This is a genomic window from Kineococcus sp. R86509, assembly GCF_042466365.1.
Lineage (GTDB): Bacteria > Actinomycetota > Actinomycetes > Actinomycetales > Kineococcaceae > Kineococcus.
Window position 1 is genome coordinate 1602988 of sequence record NZ_JAXHCE010000001.1, and the last position, 19927, is coordinate 1622914.

The following is a 19927-nucleotide window of genomic DNA, read 5'->3' on the forward strand; positions in this document are numbered from 1 at the left end:
GTCAGCGCGCGGCGGCCCGCTTGTACTGACGCGTCGCCAGCGGGACGAACACGACGAGGATGACGACGATCCAGGCCAGGGTGTAGAGCTCCGCGTGCTGCAGCGCCCACGACGAGGGTTCCGCGCCGGGCCCCACGTTGCCGAACCGCTCCCGCGCCGACTGCACCAACGTCGACACCGGGTTCCACTCGGCGATGTGGCGCAGGACCGGGGGGTAGCTCTCGATGGGCACGAAGCCGTTGGTGAGGAACGTGACCGGGAAGATCGTGATGAACGTCAGGTTGTTGAACGCCTCGGGGGTGCGGATCAGCAACCCGAGCATCGCCATGCACCACGAGATCGCGTAGGCGAACAGCAGGAGCAGCGCGTAGCCGACCACGGCGTCCAGGAACGACGTCCGGATCCGCCAGCCGATGATCAACCCCGTCAGGGACATGATGACGGTGACGATCACGTTGGTCACCACGTCGGAGGACGTCCGCCCCACCAGCACGGCCGACTGGGCCATGGGCAGCGAGCGGAACCGTTCGATGATCCCCTTCTGCATGTCGTCGGCCAACCCCGCGCCCGTGATGGTGGCCCCGAAGATGACCGTCTGGGCGAAGATCCCGGGGACGAGGAACTCCCGGTAGTTGATGCCCGGGACCTCGATCGCCCCGCCGAAGACGTACCCGAACAGCAGGATGAACATGATCGGGGAGATGAGGGTCCCGACCAGCAGGTCGGGGATCCGCTTGATCTTGATGAGGTTGCGCTTGGCGACGACGGATCCGTCGGCCAGAGCCATGCCCAGCGAGCTCATGCGTTCTGCTCCTCGTGCTCGTCGGCGAGTTCCTCGGCGGGTTTGCCGGTGAGGGTGAGGAAGACGTCGTCCAGGGTCGGCCGCCGCAGCCCGGCGTCGAGCGGGACGACCCCCACCGCCTCGAGCCGTCGCAGCGCGTCCACGAGGGCGGGGGTGCCCCCGCTGACCGGGACGGTCACCCGGCGGGCGCGTCGTTCGACCTGGATCTCCCCCACCGCGACCGGCCGCAGGACCTCCACCGTGGTCTCGACCTCGGCGTCGACCGCGACGACGACCTCGACCCGCTGACCGCCGACCTGCGTCTTGAGCTCGTCGGCCGTGCCGCGGGCGATGACGCGGCCGTGGTCGATGACCACGATGTCGTCGGCGAGGCGTTCGGCCTCCTCCAGGTACTGCGTCGTCAGCAGCAGGGTCGTCCCGCCCTGGACCATCTGGGTCAGCAGCTCCCACATGTCGTTGCGCGAGCGTGGGTCCAGACCCGTCGTCGGCTCGTCGAGGAACAGCACCGGGGGCTGGGCGACGAGCGCCCCGGCCAGGTCGAGACGACGACGCATCCCCCCGGAGTAGGTCTTGGCCACCCGGTTCGCCGCGTCGCTCAACCGGAACTGCTCGAGGAGCTCGTTCGCCCGTTCGCGGGACCGCTTGCGGCCCAGGTGGTAGAGCCGGCCCACCATGTCCAGGTTCTCGAACCCGGTCAGGTTCTCGTCGACCGCCGCGTACTGCCCGGACAGCCCGATGCGGCGGCGGACCTCGCGCGGGTCGCGCAGGACGTCCACCCCGGCCACGGTCGCGCTCCCCTCGTCGGGGACGAGCAGCGTCGTGAGGACGCGCACCGTCGTCGTCTTGCCGGCGCCGTTCGGCCCGAGCAGCGCGAGGACCGTGCCCTCGGGCACGTCGAGGTCCACCCCCGCCAGCGCCGTGACGTCCCCGTACCGCTTGACCAGACCGCGGGCGCTGACCGCTGACCCCGTGACTGCTGCTGGACCGCTCACCGACATGTCCCCGACCCTAGGAGAGACCACCGACACCACGCCCGTCCTTTGCCTCGCCGTTCCGATCCGTCCGACGTCCCGACCCGGGCCGCGGTGGGAACTCATCGCCCGACCACCCCCGTTCCAGCAGCGTCTCCCCGGCCCGCCAGGCCGCGATCGCCGCCGCGACGTGGTCCACGGTGTCGGTGGGGAGGTCGTCGACGTCGGCCCAGCGCAGCTCGTCGCACTTGTCCGGTTCGCCGATCCTCGGGTCCCCCGACCAGCGGCGGACCGCGAAGAACGTGTGCAGGTACTCCCGGTCCCCCGGGCGTTCCGGGGCCAGGTGCGCGGTGAGGACCAGCCGGGCGTCCGCGGGGTCGACCCGCAGGCAGACCTCCTCGGCCACCTCGCGGACCAGCGCGGCCCGCACCGGTTCACCACCGTCGACGTGGCCGGCGGGCAGCCCGAGCTCGCCGTCGTGGTATCCCGAACCGCGCCGCCGCGCGAGCAGCACCCGGGTCCCGTCGAGCACCAGGGCCTGCACCGCGAGCGGCACGCTGAACCTGCCACGGGGATCGTCGACCACGGCGGCGACCCTCTCACCGACCTCCGACGCGATGATCGCCGGTCAGGGTGCGGAGTCCGGCGACGCGCCGCCCGAGAGCGCGCGCGCCACGAACTCCGACTTCCGCTGCGTGTACGCGAACCTGTCGCCGGCGTGGTCGAGGGCGAGGCGGTGCTTGAGCGCCGCGTACTCGTCCCGGAGAACGGCATCGGACCGTAGGGCGTCCCGGAACCCGAGGTAGGCCCGCCAGGCGGGGCCTCCCTCCACGACGACGTGGACGAGGTGGGTCCGCCACCCGGGCTCCCGCCCGAAGACGCGGTCGTCCGGGATCCCCACGTCGCCGGGGTAGTCGTAGCCCAGCGAGGCCATGACCTCCACCATCTCGTCCGCGGCCCGGAGTTCCGCGACACCGACGCAGAGGTCGATGACGGGTTTCGCGACCAGACCCGGGACGGACGTGCTGCCCACGTGCTCCACCCGCCGGGTCCAGCGTCGCAGCGCCACCCGCAGCCGGTCGCCCTCGACCCGACCCGCCCTGATCCACGCCGCGGAGTGGGGAACCAGCTCGACCTCCCCGTCGCGCAGCCCCAGCGTCACCCGCTACACCCCCTCGGTGTCCCGCAGGACCCCCATCATCGCCATCTCGTCGTCGAGCGGCGGCCCGTCGTGCACGCACGCCTGCAGATCGGCCAGCAGGGTGTCGGCGTCCAACCCCGCACCGATGAGCACGAGTTCGCTCGCCCGGTCCGAGCCCCGCGGCCAGCCGCCCCGTTCGAACCGCACCGCCGCCCCGACGGTGTGCAGCAGGTAGCGCTGCGGGAAACCCTCGACGGCGAACCGCAGGAAACCCTTCATCCGGAAGACCCCGGACGGGCGAGCGGCGAGGAACTCCACGAACCGGCGCGGGTCCAGCGGGGCGGCGCTGCGGAACTCCAGGGCGTCGTACATCGTGTGCAGGTGGTCGGTGTGCTCGTGCTCCTCGACCAGTTCCCCGAGGGTCAGCTGCCGCTGTTCGCGGGGGCGCTGCTCGAAGAGCAACCGCGCGTCCATCCGGCCGCGCGCGGCGGGGACGACGGGCGCCCACGCGTTGAGCCCCCGGCACACCTCGGCGACGCGCGCCGCCGCCTCCGGGGACACCAGGTCGGTCTTGGTGAGCAGCACGACGTCCGCCATGGCGACGTGGTCGTCGAGTTCGGCGTGCCGCAGCCGGGTGGCCTCGAACTCCACGGCGTCGACCACGACGACGAGCCCGCCGTACCTCACCCCGGGCACGGAACTGCTCAGCACCTGGCGGACCATCGCGGCGGGTTCCGCGACCCCGCTCGCCTCGATGACGACGGCGTCCAGGCCCGCCCCCGGACGCGGGGCCGTCAGCCGGGTCAGCAGCTCGTCGATGGTCCCGTCGTCGGTGGAGCAGCACAGGCACCCGTTCTCCAGCGACACCGTGCTGTCGGCCCAGCCGGCCACGAGGAGGGCGTCGATGCCCACGGCGCCGAAGTCGTTGACGACGACCCCGAGCCGGACGTCGGTGGCCGAGCGCAGCAACTGGTTGAGGACCGTGGTCTTGCCCGCTCCGAGGAACCCGGCGAGTACGACCACGGGAGTGCTCACCCGGCCATCGTCGCACGGGGTCCTCGTAGGGTGAGGGGGTGAACGCCGACCCGTCGCAGACCCTGCACGACCGCGTCCGGACCTGGATCGAGGACGATCCCGAAGCCCGTGACCGCGCCGCCCTGGAGGCGTTGCTGAGCGCGGCGACGACCGGCGACGCCGAGGCCGGGCAGGAACTCGCGGACCGGTTCAGCGGGCCCCTGGAGTTCGGGACCGCCGGACTGCGCGGGGTCGTCGCCGCCGGGGAGCACCGGATGAACCGGGCCGTGGTGCAGCGGGCGGCCGCGGGCCTGGGGGCCTGGTCGACCCAGCGCTTCGAACGCCCCCGCGTCGTGATCGGGCTCGACGCCCGCCACGGCTCGCGCGAGTTCGCCGACGACTCCGCCGCCGTCCTCACCGCGGCCGGCTGCGAGGTCCTGCTGCTGCCCCGGCCGCTGCCGACGCCGCTGCTGGCCTTCGCCGTGCGCCGCTACGCCGCCGACGCCGGCGTCATGGTCACGGCGAGCCACAACCCCGCCCGGGACAACGGCTACAAGGTCTACCTCGGCGGTCGGGCCGCCCCCGAGGAAGGCCGGGGGGTGCAGATCGTGCCGCCGGCCGACGCCGAGATCGCCGCCTGCATCGCCGCCGTCGGACCGCTGCGCGACCTCCCCCTGGCCACGCAGGGGTGGACGGTGCTCGGTGAGGAGGTCGTCGAGGACTACCTCGCCGCGATCACCGACGCGGTGCGGCCGGCGCCGGGGCGGGACCCGCGGATCGTCGTCACCCCGATGCACGGCGTCGGCGGTCCGGTGCTGCTGGAGGCTCTGCGACGCAACGGCTTCCACGACGTCCACGTGGTCCCGGAGCAGGCCGACCCCGATCCGGAGTTCCCGACCGTGCCCTTCCCCAACCCCGAGGAGGCCGGCGCGCTCGACCGCGCGGTCGCCCTGGCGCAGCGGCTGGGCGCGGACGTCGTGCTGGCCGTGGACCCCGACGCCGACCGCTGCTGCGTGGCCGTCCCCGGGCCCGAGGGGTTCACGACGCTGAGCGGCGACGACCTCGGCCGGGTGCTGGGGGACGAACTCGTCGCCCCCGGCGCGGTCCTGGCCTGCTCGGTGGTGAGTTCCCAGGCCCTGACCGCCGTCGCCGAACGCCGCGGCGCGCGCTTCGCGTCCGCCCTGACGGGGTTCAAGTGGATCGCCCGCGTCCCGGACCTCACCTTCGGCTACGAGGAGGCGATCGGCTACTGCGTCGCCCCGGAGGTCGTCCGGGACAAGGACGGGATCTCCGCCTCGCTGCTCGTCGCCGGGATCGTCCGTCGGGAACTCGCGGCGGGCCGGACCCTGCACGACGTCCTGGCCGACCTCGACCGCGCCGACGGGGTCCACCTGACCGCTCCGGTGACGATCCGCGTCGAGGACCTCTCCCTCATCCCGGCCACCATGGCGAGGCTGCGCGCCGCGCCGCCCACGAGCCTCGGCGGTTCGCCGGTGACCAGCGTCGAGGACCTCGCGGACGGTCTCGACGGACTGCCGCCCACGGACGGGCTCCGCTTCCGCACCGCCGACGGCACCCGGGTCGTGGTGCGCCCGAGCGGGACCGAGCCGAAGCTCAAGGCCTACTGCGAGGTCGTGGCCGCCGTGACGGACGGGGACGCCGGGGAACTCGGCGTGGTCCGGGCCGCCGCCCGCGAGCGGTTGTCCGCGGTGACGGCGGACGTCCGGGCGGTCGTCGCGATCGACTGACACATCGATTCTCGATGTGCCATGCTCACGGCGTGACGTATCGACTGTCGATGGCCCCGCAGGTGGCGCAGCGCTTCGGGGTGCACCTGTGCCCCCACGTGATCCGGCTCTGCGCGTTCTTCGCTCAGCGGATCGGGTTGCTGTGCGTGGTGTTCGGCCTGCTGGGGGTGCTCAGCGCGTTCGGCAGCGGGCCGGGGCAGGAGTCCTTCCCGATCCGGGTGGAGCGATCGGACTCGGCAACGGCCGCCGACGGTGCCCTGATCAACCCCACCACGGTCCGCACCGGGATGACGGTCGACGCCACCTCCACCGGGACGGGGTGGACCGCCACCGTCCAGCTCACCCGCGTCGAGCGCGGCCTGGTCACCGCTCGGGAGGACCTGCTCACGGTCTGCGTGGGCTTCGGCGCGCTGTGGGGTGCGTTCCTGCTGCGCGCGTTCGCCGACGGGAACCCCTTCCACAGCAAGAACCCCCGGTGGTTGCGCCGGATGGCTCTCGCCCTCCTGGTCTCGACCCACGTCGTCCCACTGCTGCCGCCGTTGGCCCTCGACCTCGCCCTGCACCGCCTCAGGGCCAACGCCGACTTCGGCCCGTCGTGGGGCTGGCCACTCCACTCCTCCCTCCTGTTCGTGGCGCTCCTGCTGCTGCTGGCCGGCGCCCTGCGCCAGGGCCGTTCCCTGCAGGACGACGTGGTCGGCCTGGTGTGACGGACGAAGACCAGTACCACCGCGTCGTCTGCCACCTCGACCGCCTCCTCGCCGAGCGCGGGATGACGCTGGCCGAACTCGCCGCGCGGGTCGGGGTGACCGTGGTGAACCTCTCGGTCCTCAAGAACGACCGGGCCCGCGCGGTCCGGTTCTCCACCCTCACCGCGATCTGCGACGTCCTGCGCTGTCAACCCGGCGACGTCTTCAGCGTCCGGAACCCGTGAGACGTCAGCGCCCGAGCGCGGACCGCACCAGAGCCGCCACCGCGAGGGAGGAACTGTGCGCGGGCCACGCGATGTGGGTCCCGACCACCGGCGCGTCCACGACGGGAACCGCCCGGTGCTCGGCCCACAACCACGAACGCGCCGACTCCGGGAACACCGCGACGGTCCGGCCCAGGGCGATCAGCTGGGCGAGCTGGGACACGTCGCTGATCGCCGGCCCGGGACCGGGGAGGAACGAGCCGTCACGCTGCGGCCAGCGGGCCATCGGCAGGCCGGGGAGGTCGGAGACCTCGGCCACCGTGACCGAGCTCCGCGACGCGAGGGGGTTCGTGGCGGGGAGGATCGCGACCTGCCCCTCGCTCGAGAGCTGCTCGCTGTCGAAACCCGCGAGGGAGTTGAACGGGGTGTGCAGCAACGCCACGTCGGCGCGGCCGTCGCGCAGCATCTGCGCCTGGTCGCACAACCCGCTCGGCAGGACCTCGACGGCGACGGCGCCCGGTTCGGCCGCGTAGGCGTCGAGGACCTTCCGCAGCAGTTCGTGCGAACCGGCGGCCTTGACCGTGAGGACGAGCGTCCCCCGCTGCGCGACCGCCCGCCGCGTCCGGCGGGCCGCGGCGCTCGCGGCCTCCAGCGTCGCGCGGCCCTCGACCAGCAGCACCGACCCGGCGTCGGTCAGGCTGACCCCCTGCCGGTCGCGTTCCAGCAGGCGGACCCCGAGGCGGCGTTCGAGCTGCTGGATGGCCCGTGAGAGCGGCGGTTGCGCGATGCCGAGGCGTTGCGCGGCCCGACCGAAGTGCAGGTCCTCCGCCACGGCGACGAAGTACCGCAACTCCCGGGTCTCCAACGTGTCCACCACGACAGCCTACGACCGTGATACCCGGAAGGTATGACGGACCACCCGATCGGTGTTGGACCGGCACGGGAACCCCGACCGACCATCGAGCACATGAGTGAGAAGAAGACCGCGCTGGTCACCGGCGCGAACAAGGGCATCGGCTACGAGATCGCGGCAGGGCTGGGCGCCCTCGGCTTCCGGGTGGGCGTCGGGGCCCGGGACCCGGAACGCCTCGGGACGGCCGTGGCGAAGCTCCGGGCCGACGGCGCGGACGCGTTCGGCGTCCCCCTGGACGTCACCGACGACGCGAGCGTCGCCGCGGCGGCGGACCTCCTGCAACGGCAGGAGGGCCGCCTCGACGTCCTCGTGAACAACTCCGGGATCTCCGGTCCGTACGCCCCCGACTGGACCCAGGACCCGACGACGCTCGACCTCGACGCCGTCCGGGCCGTGGTCGACGTGAACGTCTACGGCACCGTCCGGGTGACGAACGCCCTGCTGCCCCTGCTGCGCCGGGCCCCGTCCCCCCGGATCGTGAACACCTCCAGCAGCATGGGTTCGCTGACGCGTCGGACCGGACCGGTGATGGCCGCCTACGCGCCGTCGAAGAGCTTCCTGAACGCGATCACCGTGCAGTACGCCCGGCAACTGGAGGGCACCGGGATCCTGGTCAACGCCGCCTGCCCGGGGCTGGTCGCGACCGACTTCACGGGTTTCCACGGCCGCAGCCCGGCCGAGGGGGCCGCCACCCCGGTCCGGCTCGCGACCCTGCCCGACGGCGGCCCGAGCGGTGTTTTCTTCGACGACGAGGGCGAGGTCCCCTGGTGAGTCAGCGCACGTCGACGAACACCGGGTTCGTGTAGCACCACAGGTCGTCCCACGGGTCGGAGTCCCCGATGCGGTCCACCCGCGGGTGACCGTCGTCCTGCGCGTGGTTCCCGTCGCTGCCGCGGAACCGGACGTAGAGCGGGTCGGCGACACCGCGCAGGACGGTGCGGAACACCTGGCGCCCGGTCGCCGAGGCGGGGACCTCGAAACTCTCGACCACCCGGGTTCCCGGGGCCTCGAACAGGTCGCGGTCGACGTCGGCCACCCGTCCGGTGACGGTTCCCACGATGACGTCCCAACGGGCCGAGCGCGGTACCGCGCCGCTGCCGTTCGCCTCGGTCGCGGGGTCGACGACCAGTTCCACCTCGACGTCCCCGCCGCGTTCGACCGTCGTCCGCGCCCCGAACGTGACCCCCGGCCCGGGGCCGGTGCGCACCCGTCCCTCGACGGCCTTCACCAACCCGCCGTGCACGACGAAGACCCGCCCGGACCGCAGTGCGGCCATCACCGACCGGTAGTCCCGGGAGGCGGAACCCACGCAGGTCCGGGAGTAGAAACCCGGCGCGAAGTCGACGTAACCGTGCTGCACGACCCCGGTCTCGACGGGTTCCCCGCGGGAACCGTGTTCGCGGTAGTGCTCGTGCGAGAGGTTCCCGACCCGGACGGTGTCGCCGATGTCGAAGTGGTTGTCGGAGTTCGCGGTGATCCACCACGGCAGCCCCTCGGCCAGCAGCGAGTCCCACAACCCGCCCATCCGGGCGGTGGCGGCGTCGAACCCGCCCCACGTCCGGTACTGGTCGAGGTCGTAGCCGGGGAAGGACCACTTCCCGGGACGTTCGTCGTACTGACCGCGTCCCCGCCCGCGTCCGAGCGGGGCGGGCAGCGCCGCGGCCTGGTGACCGGGTGCGCCCTCCCAGCCGATGAACACCCCGGGCGCCGCGTCGCGCCAGCCGCGCACCTTCGACGGGGTGACCCGACCGGTCCGCATGGGATGGTTCGAGAGCACGAGGGCCTCGCCGACGGTCCCGGTCCGCAGTTCCTCGACCAGCCAGGCGAGGGCGTCGAGACCGACCTGTTCCGCCTCCGGGCCGGGGTGGACGGAGTCCTCGATCAGCCGCGGCCCGCCGGGGTTCTGCCGCGCCCCGAGGACGTCGCCGTCGAAGGCGCGTTCGAAGCGCTGCAGCAGGTCGGGGGTGTCCACGTGCTCAGGGGCGATGAACGTCGCGTGCTCGGCGCCCGGGATGTTCCACTCCATGCCCTGGAAGACCAGGACGGGGTGGCGCCGGCGGGCCTGCGCGATCAGCGGGGTCTGCAGCGCGACGGACTGCTTGGCGTGGTCGGGGCCGCCGTGGTCGGTGATGACCATCCAGTCCAGCCCGCACTCGTGCGCCCGGCGGACCTGGTCGTCCACGGAGTACATGGCGTCGCGGGAGAAGGTGGTGTGGATGTGGTGGTCTCCGGCGTACCAGGCGAAGTCCCGGTCGTCGCCGTCGGAACTGACCGGATCGGGCGGCAGCGGGGACGGCGCGTGGGAGTGCGGTTCGTCGGAGAGCACGGGCCCCAGCCTGCCAGTCGGGGGACGGAGTGCTCGAACGACCCTCTCCCGGCACAGGAACCTCAGTAGACTCACTGATCGTGAGCACTTCGCTACCGGAAGCTGTCGTGGGACTGGGTGCCCCGCGGGAGTCCCCGTTGCGGGTGTCCACCACCGGACCCTCCACCCCGCGGTCCGGCGAGCCGTCGACCGACCTGCCCGACGTCGTCCCCGACCTCGTCGTCGCCGACGGCCCCGCCGGGGGTTCCGGCACCGGCCCCCTGCTCGAGGTGCTCGCCCCGACCACCGGGGAACGCCTGCTCTCGGTCGAGGACACCCCACCGGACCTGGTGCAGCGCATCGTCTCCGACACGGCCGCGACCAGCCGCAGCGACTGGGCCTGGTTGTCGGCGGAGGACCGGGCGCGCTTCCTCTTCGCCATCGCCGACGTCCTCGCCGACCACGTCCGCGCGCTCGCCGTGACCGCGGCCCTCACCACGGGGCGTCCCGTCGCGGCCGGGTACACCCTCGACGCCCCGGCCGCGCACGCCGCCGCCTTCTCCGCCGCCGGCTGGGCGGACAAGCTGGAGGCCGTCGGCGCCGCCCACCGTCCCGGCGGGGGTGTCGTCGGGGTGCTGACGACCTGGCGGACCAGCACCGCCGACGCCCTGACCGCGATCGTGGCGGGGCTGGCGACCGGCTGCGGTGTCGTCCTGCGGGCCCGGCCGGCCGCGGCGGCGAGCGCCCGGCAGCTCGTCCGGCTCGTGGAGGAGGCGGGTGTCCCGCACGGTCTGGTCCGGGTCGCGCCCGGGGCGGACCAGGCCACCGACGCCCGGTTGTGGGCGCACGAGGACCTCGTGGCGGTCCGCGCCGACGGCTCCCTCGACGACCTGCGCAGCGTGGGCATCGCCCTCGCCCACGCCGGAACGCCTCTGCTGCAACGCCTCGACGCGCCGCACGTCGACGTCGTCCTGCCGGAGGCGGACCTGGAGGAGGTGATGGCCGCGCTCGTCGCCGCGGCCGTCGGCGGCGCCCACGAACGGCCCGGCGGGTCGCGGGTGGTCGTGGCCCGCACCGTGGCCGACGCGCTGGTGGCCCGGGTGGCGCCCGTCGTCGCGCGGCTGCGCACCGGGCACCCGCTGGACCGGGCGACGGCGATCGGCCCCGTCCCGAGCCCGCACCTGGCCCGCGCCGGTCACGAGGCCCTGGACAGCGCCCTGCCGTCCGGGCTGCCCGAGGCCGGCTGGTGGACCCCGCCGGGGGTCGTCACGCTCGGCCGGCACAGCGCGTGGCCACCGCCGGGACCCGTCCTGGGGGTGCGGACCATCCGCTCGCCGGCCGACGTGCTGCCCCACCTCGGAGGGGCCGGATCCGTCACCGTCTGGGGCGGCTCCCTGGGCACGGACGTCCCGGCACCGCCGGACCCGCGCCGGGACGCGCTGGACCTCCTCCGGGCCTGCCGTGGGTGAAGCGCCGTTCAGTCCTGATCCCTCCCACAGCGCCGCTCGCCGCGGACGCGCCCTGCTGGGCGCCGCGGCCGAGGTCGAGACCGGGCGGAACAGGTTCGTCGAGCAGGTCCGGCGGGCCCACCGGTGCGGGATCTCCGAGGCGGTAACCCAGGTCGACGGCTGCGTGGACACGATCGTGCGCTGGGCCGGGTGGGCCGACAAGCTCGACCTGGTGCTGCCCGTGGCCATCGACCGCCGGCCACCGCCGGTGGCGATCCTGGCGCCGGCGGAGTTCCTCGGCGCCGCCCGCGCGATCTGCTCGGCCCTGGCGGCGGGCGCCCGCTGCGTCGTCGCGCACGAGTCGGCGGCCGTCCGGGCGCTGGTCGACGTGGTCGCGGCCGAGTTCCCGCCGAGCGCGGTGACCCTCGTCGCCCGGGACCCCGACACGGTGCGCAGGCTGGCGACGACGGTGACGCTGCTGGACGCCCGGGCGGCGGCGGCCGACTACGACGCTGACCTGCGCCTGGCCTGCGCAGAGGCCGGGACCCGGGTCCTGCCGCCGCTGTCCCCGGCGGCGCTGGCCGACCTGGCCGACCTGGACCTCGTCGCGGCCCTCTTCTCGGGGGCCACCGTTCCGGTGTGACCCTGAGCGGACCCTGAAGTTACCGGCGGAAGGGCGACGACGGCGACCTCCCGTGCCTACCGTCGGCACGTGGACCTCACCCCCGAACGCCTCGCACCCCTCCTCCCCGTCCTCCTCGCGGTGCTCCTCGTCGTGCTCGCCGCCCGGTCGGGGTGGCGCCGGGGTGCCTCCCGCCCGGTCCTCGCCCTGCTCGGCGTGGCGGTCGGCGCCGTCACCGGCGTCGAGGTGGCCGCCCGGATCCAGGCGCGCTGGCCGCAGACCGGCGGGGACGCCGTGATCCTCTCGATCGGCACGGTGCTCGTGCTGGCCGTCGTCGGGGCGTCACTGGGCGCCGCCGTGGGTACCGGACTGGCGCGGGCCCTGGGCGCGGTGCACCTGAGGGTCCTGGACCGGGTGGCCGGGGCCGTGGTGCGTGGCGGGCTGGCCGTCGTGCTCTGCGCCGTGCTCCTCCCGCTCCTCCCGCTGGTGCCCGGTCACGGGACGCCGTGGACCGGCGGTCCCGGGTCGCCCGGTGACGGTCTGCGTCAGTCGCTCGAGCAGGTGGGCCGGCACGTGCTCGACCCCGTCGTCACCGCGGTCGGCACCACGCTGGGCGGACCGATGGGCGGACCGGGTCCCCGCTGACCCCGGCGGTCACCCCCGCGCGCGACGGGACCGGGCCGAGCGCGGCGGAGCCTGCCGCAGCCGGTCCCGGACGGGGCCGAGGACGCGCTGGAGGGCGTCGAGGTCGCGTTGCGGGACGTCCTCGAAGAGGAGGCCGCGCACGACGTCGACGTGGCCGGGCATGACCGTCGCGAGCACGTCGCGCCCGGCGGCGGTGAGGGTGACGACGGTGCTGCGCTCGTCGTGCGGCGAGGGTTTCCGCTCGATGAGACCGCGCTTCTCGAGCTGCCCGGCCTGGTAGGTGAACCCGCTGCGGCTGTAGACGATCCGGTCGGCGAGGTCGGTCATGCGGTGATCCGTCGACGGACTGGTGCCGAGGGTCGCGAGGATCTGGAACTGGACGGGGCTGAGGTCCCCGTCGGCGCGGAGCTGGGCCGTGACGGCCTGCTCGAGCAGGTTCCCGACCTCGGTCAGGGCGAAGTAGGTCGCCAGTTGCTGCTCACTCAGTCCGCGGTCCACCCCCTCAGGGTACTTGCGTCGAATTCGAAGCAGTCGTACTCTCGGCATGTGCTTCGAATTCGGAGCACCTGTCGATGGAGGAGAGCTCATGCGCGCCGTTCGCATCACCCGGTACGGAACCGCCGACACCCTGCGGGTCGAGGAGGTCGACCGCCCCGTCCCCGCCGACGGTGAGGTCCTCGTCCGGGTCGCCGCCACCACGTTCAACGCCGTCGACGGCGCCATCCGCGCCGGGTACATGACCGAGCTGATCCCCGTGGACCTGCCGTACACCCCGGGGCTCGACCTCGCCGGCACCGTCGAGGACACCGGCCAGGACGTCATCGCCTTCCTCGGCGTCCCCGTCGGCGGCGGCGCGGCGGAGTTCGCGGCCGTCCCCGAGGACCTGCTGGTCGCGGCACCGCGCTCGATCCCGCTGACCGACGCCGCCGCCCTGCCCGTCGCCGGGCTCACCGCGTTCCAGGGTCTGTTCGACCACGGCGGGCTGCAGGCCGGGCAGCGGGTGCTGGTCAACGGGGCCGGCGGTGGGGTCGGCGGGTTCGCGGTCCAGCTCGCGAAGCGGGCCGGTGCGCACGTGATCGCCACCGCGAGCCCCCGCAGCCGGGCCGCCGTGCTCGCCGCCGGTGCGGACGAGGTCATCGACTACACGACCACCTCCCTCGCCGACGGCCTCACCGGACCCGTCGACCTGGTGTTCAACAACGTCTCCGGCGACCCCGCGGAACTCAGCCGACTGACCGACCTCGTCCGTGACGGCGGGCGGGCCGTCAGCGCTCCCCCGCTCCCCCTCACCGACGACGAGGCCCGCGACGTGCACTGGCGGATCCTCTACGTCCGCAACGACACCGCCCAGCTGACCGAACTCGTCCGGGCCGTCGACGCAGGGGAACTCTCCGTCGACGTCTCCACCCGTCGACCGCTGGCCGAACTGGCCGCCGTGCACGCCGACGGCGAGGCCGGGAGGTTGCGCGGACGCGCCGTCGTCACCCTCTGAGGAACCCCTCCGAAAACCCGTCGCCGCCCCCGGGCCGCGGAACCTAGCCTGCTCGCGTGCCCGAACCCGACGAACACCCCGGCGACCCCCTCGCCCGCCTCGGCTGGGACGAGGACTGGGACGACCGGTGGAACTCCTTCCGCGCGGTGACCACCCACGACGGGCAGCACCTGCTGCCCGCCCGTGTCGTCCGCGTGCACCGCGGCGCCTGCGACGTGGAGACCCCGCTCGGCCCGCAACGGGTGGAGACTCCCCCGGGGCACCTGGTCCCGGCCCCCACGACCGGCGACTGGGTGGGGTTGGTGCTGGACGCCCCGGAGGGTCCCCGGGTGCTGGGCGTCCTCCCGCGGCGCACCGTGCTCGCCCGCGCCTCGGTCACCGGACGGTCGGTCGACCACCAGCTCGCCGCGAACGTCGACACCGTCGTGGTCGCCATCGGCGCCGACTCCCGCCTCTCCCTCGGTCGGGTGGAGCGTTTCCTCGCCCTCGCGTGGAACTCCGGGGCACGCCCCGTCGTCGCCCTCACCAAGTCCGACCTCCTGGAACAGGGGGAGCTCGCGGAGACCCTCACCACCGTCCGCGGCGACGCCGTGGGCGCCGAGGTCGTCGCGGTGAGTTCCACCGACCCGGCCAGCGTCGAGGCCCTGCGCGACCACCTCCGGGGAACCGTCGTCCTCCTCGGGTCCTCCGGCGCGGGGAAGTCGACCCTGGCCAACGCCCTGCTCGGTGAGGAACGTTTCGCGGTGGGGGCCGTCCGGTCCGTGGACGGCAAGGGGCGGCACACGACGGTGACCCGGGAACTCGTCCCGCTGCCCGGGGGTCTCGTCCTCGTCGACACCCCCGGGTTGCGCACCCTCGGCGTCGCGGAACTCGGCGACGGGCTGGAACGGACGTTCGCCGACCTCGACGAGGTCGCGGTGGACTGCCGGTTCTCCGACTGCTCGCACACGAACGAACCCGGGTGCGCGGTGCTGTCGGCGATCGACGCGGGGGTGTTCGAGCAGCGGCGGCTCGACAGCTACCGCAGGCTGGAACGGGAGCAGGCGTGGTTCGCCTCCCGGACCGACCACCGCCTCGCCGCGGAACGCCGCAAGGAGTGGAAGAAGCTCGTCAAGGCCACCCGCGACCGCCACCACTCCTGACCTCAGCCCCGACCGAGCCAGGCGGCGAGACGGACGTGGGCCGGGGCGTCGGCGGGAACCTCGACGGGGTCCCCGAACGGGAAACCCGTCCGGTCGCGGGGCACGAAGCGCATCGAGTCCGCCAGGGCCGTCTCCGCCAGTTCCTCGTCGAGCAGGTCGGTGCGCCCGATCGCGACGGCCAGGTCGCCAGCGTGGGTCGCGAACTCCTGGACGTACACCGTCGCGGCGGCACCGCCCGGCATCGGCCCGGCGGGGTGGGTCACCGTCCTCGTCAGGAGCGCGTCGTCGGCCCAGACCGTCCGCATCTCCGCGACCCCCGCCCGGTAGGCGGGACCCCACCCCTGCGCGGGTTCGCCGGAGGCCATCGTCGCCAGGTCGCCCGGTAGTCCACCGCGGCCGATGTGGGCGACCCGGCGGGTCACGGCCACCAGGTGGCCCACGAGGTCGAGCACCGACCACTCGGCGCAGGGCGTCCTCAGGTGGTGGTCCTCCGCACGCACGGTCTCGAGGAGGTCGCCGGCGAGGTCGGCGGCGCGGAACAGGTCGTCTCTGGGGTCTGTGGTCACGCCTCGAGGTTCCCCCCTGAACATGACACCTCCTGTCGTGTTCTGGTGACATCCTCACCGGGTGCGCGCCGACCGACTGCTCTCGCTGCTCTTCCTGCTGCAGACGCACGGGCGGATGTCCGCCCCCGACCTCTCCACCCGCCTCGAGGTCTCGGTGCGCACGATCCTGCGCGACGTCGAGGCCCTCTCGAGCGCGGGCGTCCCCGTCTGGACCGAACGCGGCCGCGGCGGCGGGATCGCGTTGATGCCGAACTGGCGCACGGACGTCTCGGGTTTCACCACCGCGGAGGCGCGGGCGTTGTTCTCCGGTGCCTCGGGAACGGGTGATCCCCAGCGCGGGGCCTGGGAGTCGGCCGTCCGGAAACTCCTGGCCGCCACCCCGGAGGGCCGTCGGGAACCCTTCCGCCGCGCGGCGACACGGATCCTCGTGGAACCCGGCGGGTGGCGTTCACGCCAGCGCGACCACCCGCACCTGGCGGAACTGCAGGAGGCGGTGTTCTCGGCGCGCCGGATCCGGATGCGCTACCGCTCGGCGGGGGCGACCCGGACGAGCGCCCGCACCCTCGATCCCCTCGGCCTGGTCGCCAAGGGTGGGGTCTGGTACCTGGTGGGGAAGGTGGCGGACGGGGAACGGTTGTTCCGGGTGGACCGCGTCCTCGACGTCGAGCTCCTCGACGACACCGTCGCCGACGACCTCCCGGAACTCGCGGCGGTCTGGGCGCGGCTGCGCGCCGAGGTCGAGCGGCACGACACCTCGGGAACTCCCGTCCGGATGCGGGTCGCCGCCGGGGACGCCGGCCTGCTGCTGCGCATTGCCGACGCCCAGCTGCTCGACGAACCCCGGGTCGTCGCCCACGGCGAGGAGGTCGAGATCACCGCGACCTTCCGGGCCCTGCCGGCCGCCCGGGCGGTGCTGCTGGGACTCGGGACGACGGTCCACGTGCTGGAACCCGCCGAACTCGTCGCGGACCTCGTGCGGACGGCCCGCGACGTGCTCGAACGCTACGGCGACCCCGGAGCTCAGGCCGAGTAGGCGGGGCGGATCACGTCGCTCGCGATCGCGAGACGTTCCGGGAAGGGCAGGAAGGAGGCGGACAGCGCCGTGATCGTGGCGCGTTCTACGTCGGCGAGGTCCCAGCCGGCCTCGTCGACGAGCAGGGCGAACTCCTTCGACAGGGACGTCCCGGACATCAGCCGGTTGTCGGTGTTCACGCTGATCGAGAACCCGAGGTCCTTGAGCACGGTGACGGGGTGGTCCGCGACGCTGGTCGCGGCCCCCGTCTGCACGTTGGAGGACGGGCAGAGTTCCAGGACGATCCCGCGGTCGCGGACCCAGGTCGCGAGGCGGCCGAGCTTCGCCACGGGCAGGCCGAACCGGTCGCGTCCCTCCCCGAGTTCGACGTCCTCGATGATCCGGACCCCGTGCCCGATGCGTTCGGCACCGCAGGGGTGGACCGCGTCGGCGATGCTCGGCAGGCCGAACGCCTCACCGGCGTGGATGGTGACCGGGAAGTTCTCGGCGTGCAGCCGGTCGAAGGCCGCGAGGTGGTTCGAGGGCGGGAACCCGATCTCGGCCCCGGCGATGTCGAAACCGACGACACCGGCGTCGCGGTGGCGCAGGGCGAGTTCGGCGATCTCGAGGCCGCGGTCGGCGTGCCGCATGGCGGTGACGAGGGTGCCGACCCGGATCGGCGTGCCCGCCTCGGCGGCGAGCTGCTCACCGCGGCGCATGCCCTCCTCGACGGCGACGACGACCTCGTCGAGACTCAGGCCGCCCTGCAGGTGCTGCTCGGGGGCGTAGCGCAGCTCGCCGTAGACGACGCCGTCGGCGGCGAGGTCGAGGACGGCCTCGGTCGCGACCCGGGCCAGCGACTCGGCGTCCTGCATGACGGCGACGGTGTGGTCGAAGGTCTCGAGGTAGCGGACCAGCGTCCCGGAGTCCGCGGCGTCGCGGAACCAGGCGCCGAGTTCCTCGGGGTCGGTGGTCGGCAGCCGGTGCCCGTTCGCGGCGGCGATCTCGACGATGGTCGCGGGCCGCAGCCCGCCGTCGAGGTGGTCGTGCAGCGACACCTTCGGCAGGGCGCGGAGGCGCTCGATGGTCGGGGGGGTGGTGCTCTCGGGAGTGCTCACCCCCCGATCGTGCCAGTCACGCACGGACCAGGCAGACCAGGTAGCGGCACGCGTCGTCGGAGTCGTTGACGTAGGCGCAGTCCTGCGCCGGCCCGAGTCGCAGGCAGTCCCCGGGGCCGAGGTCGTGGACCTGAGGGCCCTCCTCGAACCGCAACCGGCCGGCGAGGACCCAGACCTGGTGGTGGGTGCCGGCGTAGGTGGCGGCCGGGAACCCGATCCGCGCCCCCGGCGGCAGGTCCACCTCGATGAGTTCCAGCGGTCCGCCCGTGCCGGGGGTGACCGCGCGCCGGACGTAGCCGGTGGCCGGGTCCGTCCAGACCGGTTGCTCGTCACGGCGCGCGACCTGGCGCTCCTCCCCCTCCGCGCAGGCGACCAGTTGCGACAGCGTCAGCCCCAGCGCCCCCGCCAGTCGCCCCAGCAGGACCGCGGTCGGTTGGGCCGCACCGCGTTCCACCTTGGCGATCATCGCGCGGGAGACCCCGGACGCGTCCGCGAGCGCCGCGACCGAGAGCCCGCGGGCGCTGCGGACCGAACTCACCGTCCGGGCCAGGGAGTCCGCGAGGGACGTCGAGGGGTCAGCCATGCTGGACACCATAGTCACTGATGTGCGTACGATCGTCACATGCCTGAGCGTGTGATCCGCCCTGCGAGCGTCGCCGACGCGGCGGCCTGCGCCGCCGTCTACGCGCCCTACGTCCGCGACACCGCGATCACCTTCGAGCGGGAACCCCCCGACGCGGCCGAGGTGGCGCACCGGATCGAGAGCTACCGGGAGCGTCACGCCTGGCTGGTCCTCGAGGACGCGGGGGTGGTGACCGGCTACGCCTACGCCTCCCCCTACGCCGCCCGGGCCGCCTACGACTGGTCGTGCGAGGTGAGCGTCTACCTCGCGCCCGGCCTGCGCCGCAGCGGCGCCGGCCGGGCGCTCTACGGCGAGCTGTTCGCGACGCTGCGGGCGCGGGGTTTCCGGATGCTCGTGGCCGGCGTGACGCTGCCCAACGAGGCGAGCCTCGGCCTGCACCGGGCGCTGGGCTTCGAGGAGGTGGGCACGTTCCGGGGCATCGGGTTCAAGCTCGACCGGTGGTGGGACGTGGTCCGTCTGCAGCGACCACTGGGTGCGGGCCCGGCGGGGGTTCCGGAACCGCTGTCCTGACCCGGGCGAGGCGTTCCACGCGCTGACCCCAGGCCGTCCCGGCGAGGATGAGCACCGCCCCGAGCGCCCCGAGCGGGCCGAGCAGCTCACCGCCGAGCACGACCCCCACGAGCACGGCGAACAGGGGCTCGGTGCCGAGCAGCAGACTCGCCCGCGCCGCCGACGTCCGGCGCACGGCCCAGCTCTGGGCCAAGAAGGCGAACACGCTGCAGCCCAGGGCGAGGTAGGCGATGCCGACCCACTGCGCGGGCGACGCGTACGTCACCGCACGGAAGAGCCCGGCGGGGTCCAGCACCGTGAACAGCACCGCCCCCAGCGCGGTCTGCACGAACGTGAGCGCCCGCAGGTCCAGGTCGCGGGTGCGCGTGACCCGGCCGATGGCCGTCACGTGCCCGGCCCGGACCACGGCGGCTGCCAGGACGAGCAGGTCGCCGTGGTTCGGTACCCGGAACCCGCCGCCCCCGACGAGCAGGGCGACCCCCACGACGGCGACCAGGGCCGCCGCGAAGAACGCCGGCGGCAGCCAGGAGCGGCGCACGATCCCCTCGAACCCCGGGGTGAGCAGGATCGTCAGCGAGATCAGCAGACCGGCGTTGGTCGCGCTCGTCCCGGCGACGCCGTAGGTCTCGAGCGCGAGGATCGCCGCCTGCGAGAGCCCGAGGAGGACGCCGCAGCGCAGCTCCTCGCGCCCCAGCCGCGCGCGGGTCACGGCGACGACGACGGCGAGCGCCACCGCGGCCCCCGCGTAGCGCAGCGCGAGCAGGGGCAGGACCCCGGCGACGTCGAGGAGGACCTTGGCGGCGAGGTAGCTGGAGCCCCAGACGACGGCCACCCCCAGCAGGAGCAGGTCGACCCGGCGATCACGTGTCACGTGTCGATGGTCGGTGGTCGCAACAGTTCAGTCCAGACCCCAGTTGCTCACGCC

General features: G+C 73.8%; 23 protein-coding genes. 11 read left to right on the forward strand and 12 right to left on the reverse strand.

Going from position 1 to position 19927, the window contains the following annotated elements; translation table 11 throughout:
- Position 1: 1 nt before the first annotated feature.
- From SJY07_RS07580 to SJY07_RS07600, 5 genes are read right to left on the reverse strand one after another with little or no spacing between them, the layout of a single operon-like run.
- Entirely contained in the window at positions 2-802 is an 801-nt protein-coding gene (locus SJY07_RS07580) for an ABC transporter permease (protein ID WP_380158144.1), read from the reverse strand.
- On the reverse strand, positions 799-1800 hold the full coding sequence (locus SJY07_RS07585) for an ATP-binding cassette domain-containing protein (RefSeq protein ID WP_328294855.1): 1002 nt from the start codon (positions 1798-1800) through the stop codon (positions 799-801). Before SJY07_RS07585 ends, SJY07_RS07580 begins: the two co-directional genes overlap by 4 nt.
- 10 nt (positions 1801-1810) lie before the next feature.
- Positions 1811-2359 (reverse strand): NUDIX domain-containing protein, encoded by a 549-nt coding sequence (locus tag SJY07_RS07590; RefSeq protein WP_380158147.1) that lies wholly within the window; start codon positions 2357-2359, stop codon positions 1811-1813.
- 42 nt (positions 2360-2401) lie between these two features.
- Positions 2402-2935 (reverse strand): GrpB family protein, encoded by a 534-nt coding sequence (locus tag SJY07_RS07595; RefSeq protein WP_380158149.1) that lies wholly within the window; start codon positions 2933-2935, stop codon positions 2402-2404.
- Between the two features lie 3 nt (positions 2936-2938).
- Positions 2939-3949 (reverse strand): CobW family GTP-binding protein, encoded by a 1011-nt coding sequence (locus tag SJY07_RS07600; protein WP_380158151.1) that lies wholly within the window; start codon positions 3947-3949, stop codon positions 2939-2941.
- A 38-nt stretch (positions 3950-3987) separates the two neighbouring features.
- On the opposite strand from SJY07_RS07600, the gene SJY07_RS07605 reads away from it, so the two are divergent.
- From SJY07_RS07605 to SJY07_RS07615, 3 genes are read left to right on the forward strand one after another with little or no spacing between them, the layout of a single operon-like run.
- Positions 3988-5676 carry a phospho-sugar mutase gene (locus tag SJY07_RS07605; RefSeq protein ID WP_380158153.1) on the forward strand — a complete coding sequence of 563 codons (1689 nt, stop codon included), beginning with the start codon at positions 3988-3990 and terminating at the stop codon, positions 5674-5676.
- A gap of 32 nt (positions 5677-5708) precedes the next feature.
- Positions 5709-6383: a hypothetical protein gene (locus SJY07_RS07610; protein WP_380158155.1), complete on the forward strand. Its 675-nt coding sequence runs from the start codon at positions 5709-5711 to the stop codon at positions 6381-6383.
- Positions 6380-6607 (forward strand): helix-turn-helix domain-containing protein, encoded by a 228-nt coding sequence (locus SJY07_RS07615; protein ID WP_380158157.1) that lies wholly within the window; start codon positions 6380-6382, stop codon positions 6605-6607. The genes SJY07_RS07610 and SJY07_RS07615 overlap by 4 nt, the downstream gene beginning before the upstream one ends.
- 4 nt (positions 6608-6611) lie before the next feature.
- Here the strand turns inward: SJY07_RS07615 and SJY07_RS07620 are convergent, their stop codons facing one another.
- Positions 6612-7460 (reverse strand): LysR family transcriptional regulator, encoded by an 849-nt coding sequence (locus tag SJY07_RS07620; protein WP_380158159.1) that lies wholly within the window; start codon positions 7458-7460, stop codon positions 6612-6614.
- A gap of 93 nt (positions 7461-7553) precedes the next feature.
- Here SJY07_RS07620 and SJY07_RS07625 point away from each other — a divergent pair, with 93 nt between their 5' ends.
- A complete protein-coding gene (locus SJY07_RS07625) occupies positions 7554-8270 on the forward strand; it encodes an SDR family oxidoreductase (RefSeq protein ID WP_380158161.1) in 717 nt (238 codons plus the stop codon).
- 1 nt (position 8271) lies between these two features.
- Here the strand turns inward: SJY07_RS07625 and SJY07_RS07630 are convergent, their stop codons facing one another.
- Entirely contained in the window at positions 8272-9825 is a 1554-nt protein-coding gene (locus SJY07_RS07630; protein WP_380158163.1) for a PHP domain-containing protein, read from the reverse strand.
- An 80-nt stretch (positions 9826-9905) separates the two neighbouring features.
- On the opposite strand from SJY07_RS07630, the gene SJY07_RS07635 reads away from it, so the two are divergent.
- From SJY07_RS07635 to SJY07_RS07645, 3 genes are all read left to right on the forward strand, one after another.
- Positions 9906-11273: an aldehyde dehydrogenase family protein gene (locus tag SJY07_RS07635; protein ID WP_328294845.1), complete on the forward strand. Its 1368-nt coding sequence runs from the start codon at positions 9906-9908 to the stop codon at positions 11271-11273.
- Entirely contained in the window at positions 11266-11895 is a 630-nt protein-coding gene (locus tag SJY07_RS07640) for a hypothetical protein (protein WP_380158166.1), read from the forward strand. The genes SJY07_RS07635 and SJY07_RS07640 overlap by 8 nt, the downstream gene beginning before the upstream one ends.
- Before the next feature lie 69 nt (positions 11896-11964).
- Positions 11965-12519 carry a CvpA family protein gene (locus SJY07_RS07645; protein ID WP_380158168.1) on the forward strand — a complete coding sequence of 185 codons (555 nt, stop codon included), beginning with the start codon at positions 11965-11967 and terminating at the stop codon, positions 12517-12519.
- Between the two features lie 9 nt (positions 12520-12528).
- Here SJY07_RS07645 and SJY07_RS07650 read toward each other — a convergent pair whose 3' ends face one another.
- Positions 12529-13065, reverse strand: coding sequence for a MarR family winged helix-turn-helix transcriptional regulator (locus tag SJY07_RS07650; RefSeq protein WP_380158170.1), 537 nt, complete (start codon positions 13063-13065; stop codon positions 12529-12531).
- 40 nt (positions 13066-13105) lie between these two features.
- Between SJY07_RS07650 and SJY07_RS07655 the strand changes: the two genes are divergently transcribed.
- Both SJY07_RS07655 and rsgA read left to right on the forward strand, forming a co-directional pair.
- Positions 13106-14011: an NADP-dependent oxidoreductase gene (locus SJY07_RS07655; protein ID WP_380158172.1), complete on the forward strand. Its 906-nt coding sequence runs from the start codon at positions 13106-13108 to the stop codon at positions 14009-14011.
- A 56-nt stretch (positions 14012-14067) separates the two neighbouring features.
- Positions 14068-15153, forward strand: a complete 1086-nt coding sequence (gene rsgA / locus SJY07_RS07660; protein ID WP_380158174.1) for a ribosome small subunit-dependent GTPase A — start codon at positions 14068-14070, stop codon at positions 15151-15153.
- Positions 15154-15155: 2 nt separating this feature from the next.
- Here the strand turns inward: rsgA and SJY07_RS07665 are convergent, their stop codons facing one another.
- Positions 15156-15719: a TIGR03086 family metal-binding protein gene (locus tag SJY07_RS07665; protein ID WP_380158176.1), complete on the reverse strand. Its 564-nt coding sequence runs from the start codon at positions 15717-15719 to the stop codon at positions 15156-15158.
- A 61-nt stretch (positions 15720-15780) separates the two neighbouring features.
- On the opposite strand from SJY07_RS07665, the gene SJY07_RS07670 reads away from it, so the two are divergent.
- Complete coding sequence (locus tag SJY07_RS07670; protein WP_380158178.1) at positions 15781-16752, forward strand: helix-turn-helix transcriptional regulator; 972 nt, start codon at positions 15781-15783, stop codon at positions 16750-16752.
- On the opposite strand, the gene SJY07_RS07675 is transcribed toward SJY07_RS07670, so the two are convergent.
- On the reverse strand, positions 16740-17849 hold the full coding sequence (locus SJY07_RS07675) for an adenosine deaminase (protein WP_380158180.1): 1110 nt from the start codon (positions 17847-17849) through the stop codon (positions 16740-16742). The genes SJY07_RS07670 and SJY07_RS07675 overlap by 13 nt on opposite strands.
- 16 nt (positions 17850-17865) lie before the next feature.
- A complete protein-coding gene (locus SJY07_RS07680; RefSeq protein ID WP_380158182.1) occupies positions 17866-18432 on the reverse strand; it encodes a helix-turn-helix domain-containing protein in 567 nt (188 codons plus the stop codon).
- Positions 18433-18471: 39 nt separating this feature from the next.
- Here SJY07_RS07680 and SJY07_RS07685 point away from each other — a divergent pair, with 39 nt between their 5' ends.
- Positions 18472-19002 carry an N-acetyltransferase family protein gene (locus SJY07_RS07685; protein WP_328294835.1) on the forward strand — a complete coding sequence of 177 codons (531 nt, stop codon included), beginning with the start codon at positions 18472-18474 and terminating at the stop codon, positions 19000-19002.
- Here SJY07_RS07685 and SJY07_RS07690 read toward each other — a convergent pair.
- Positions 18917-19873: a DMT family transporter gene (locus SJY07_RS07690; RefSeq protein WP_380158184.1), complete on the reverse strand. Its 957-nt coding sequence runs from the start codon at positions 19871-19873 to the stop codon at positions 18917-18919. The two genes, SJY07_RS07685 and SJY07_RS07690, sit on opposite strands and share 86 nt — an antisense overlap.
- Positions 19874-19927: the final 54 nt, after the last annotated feature.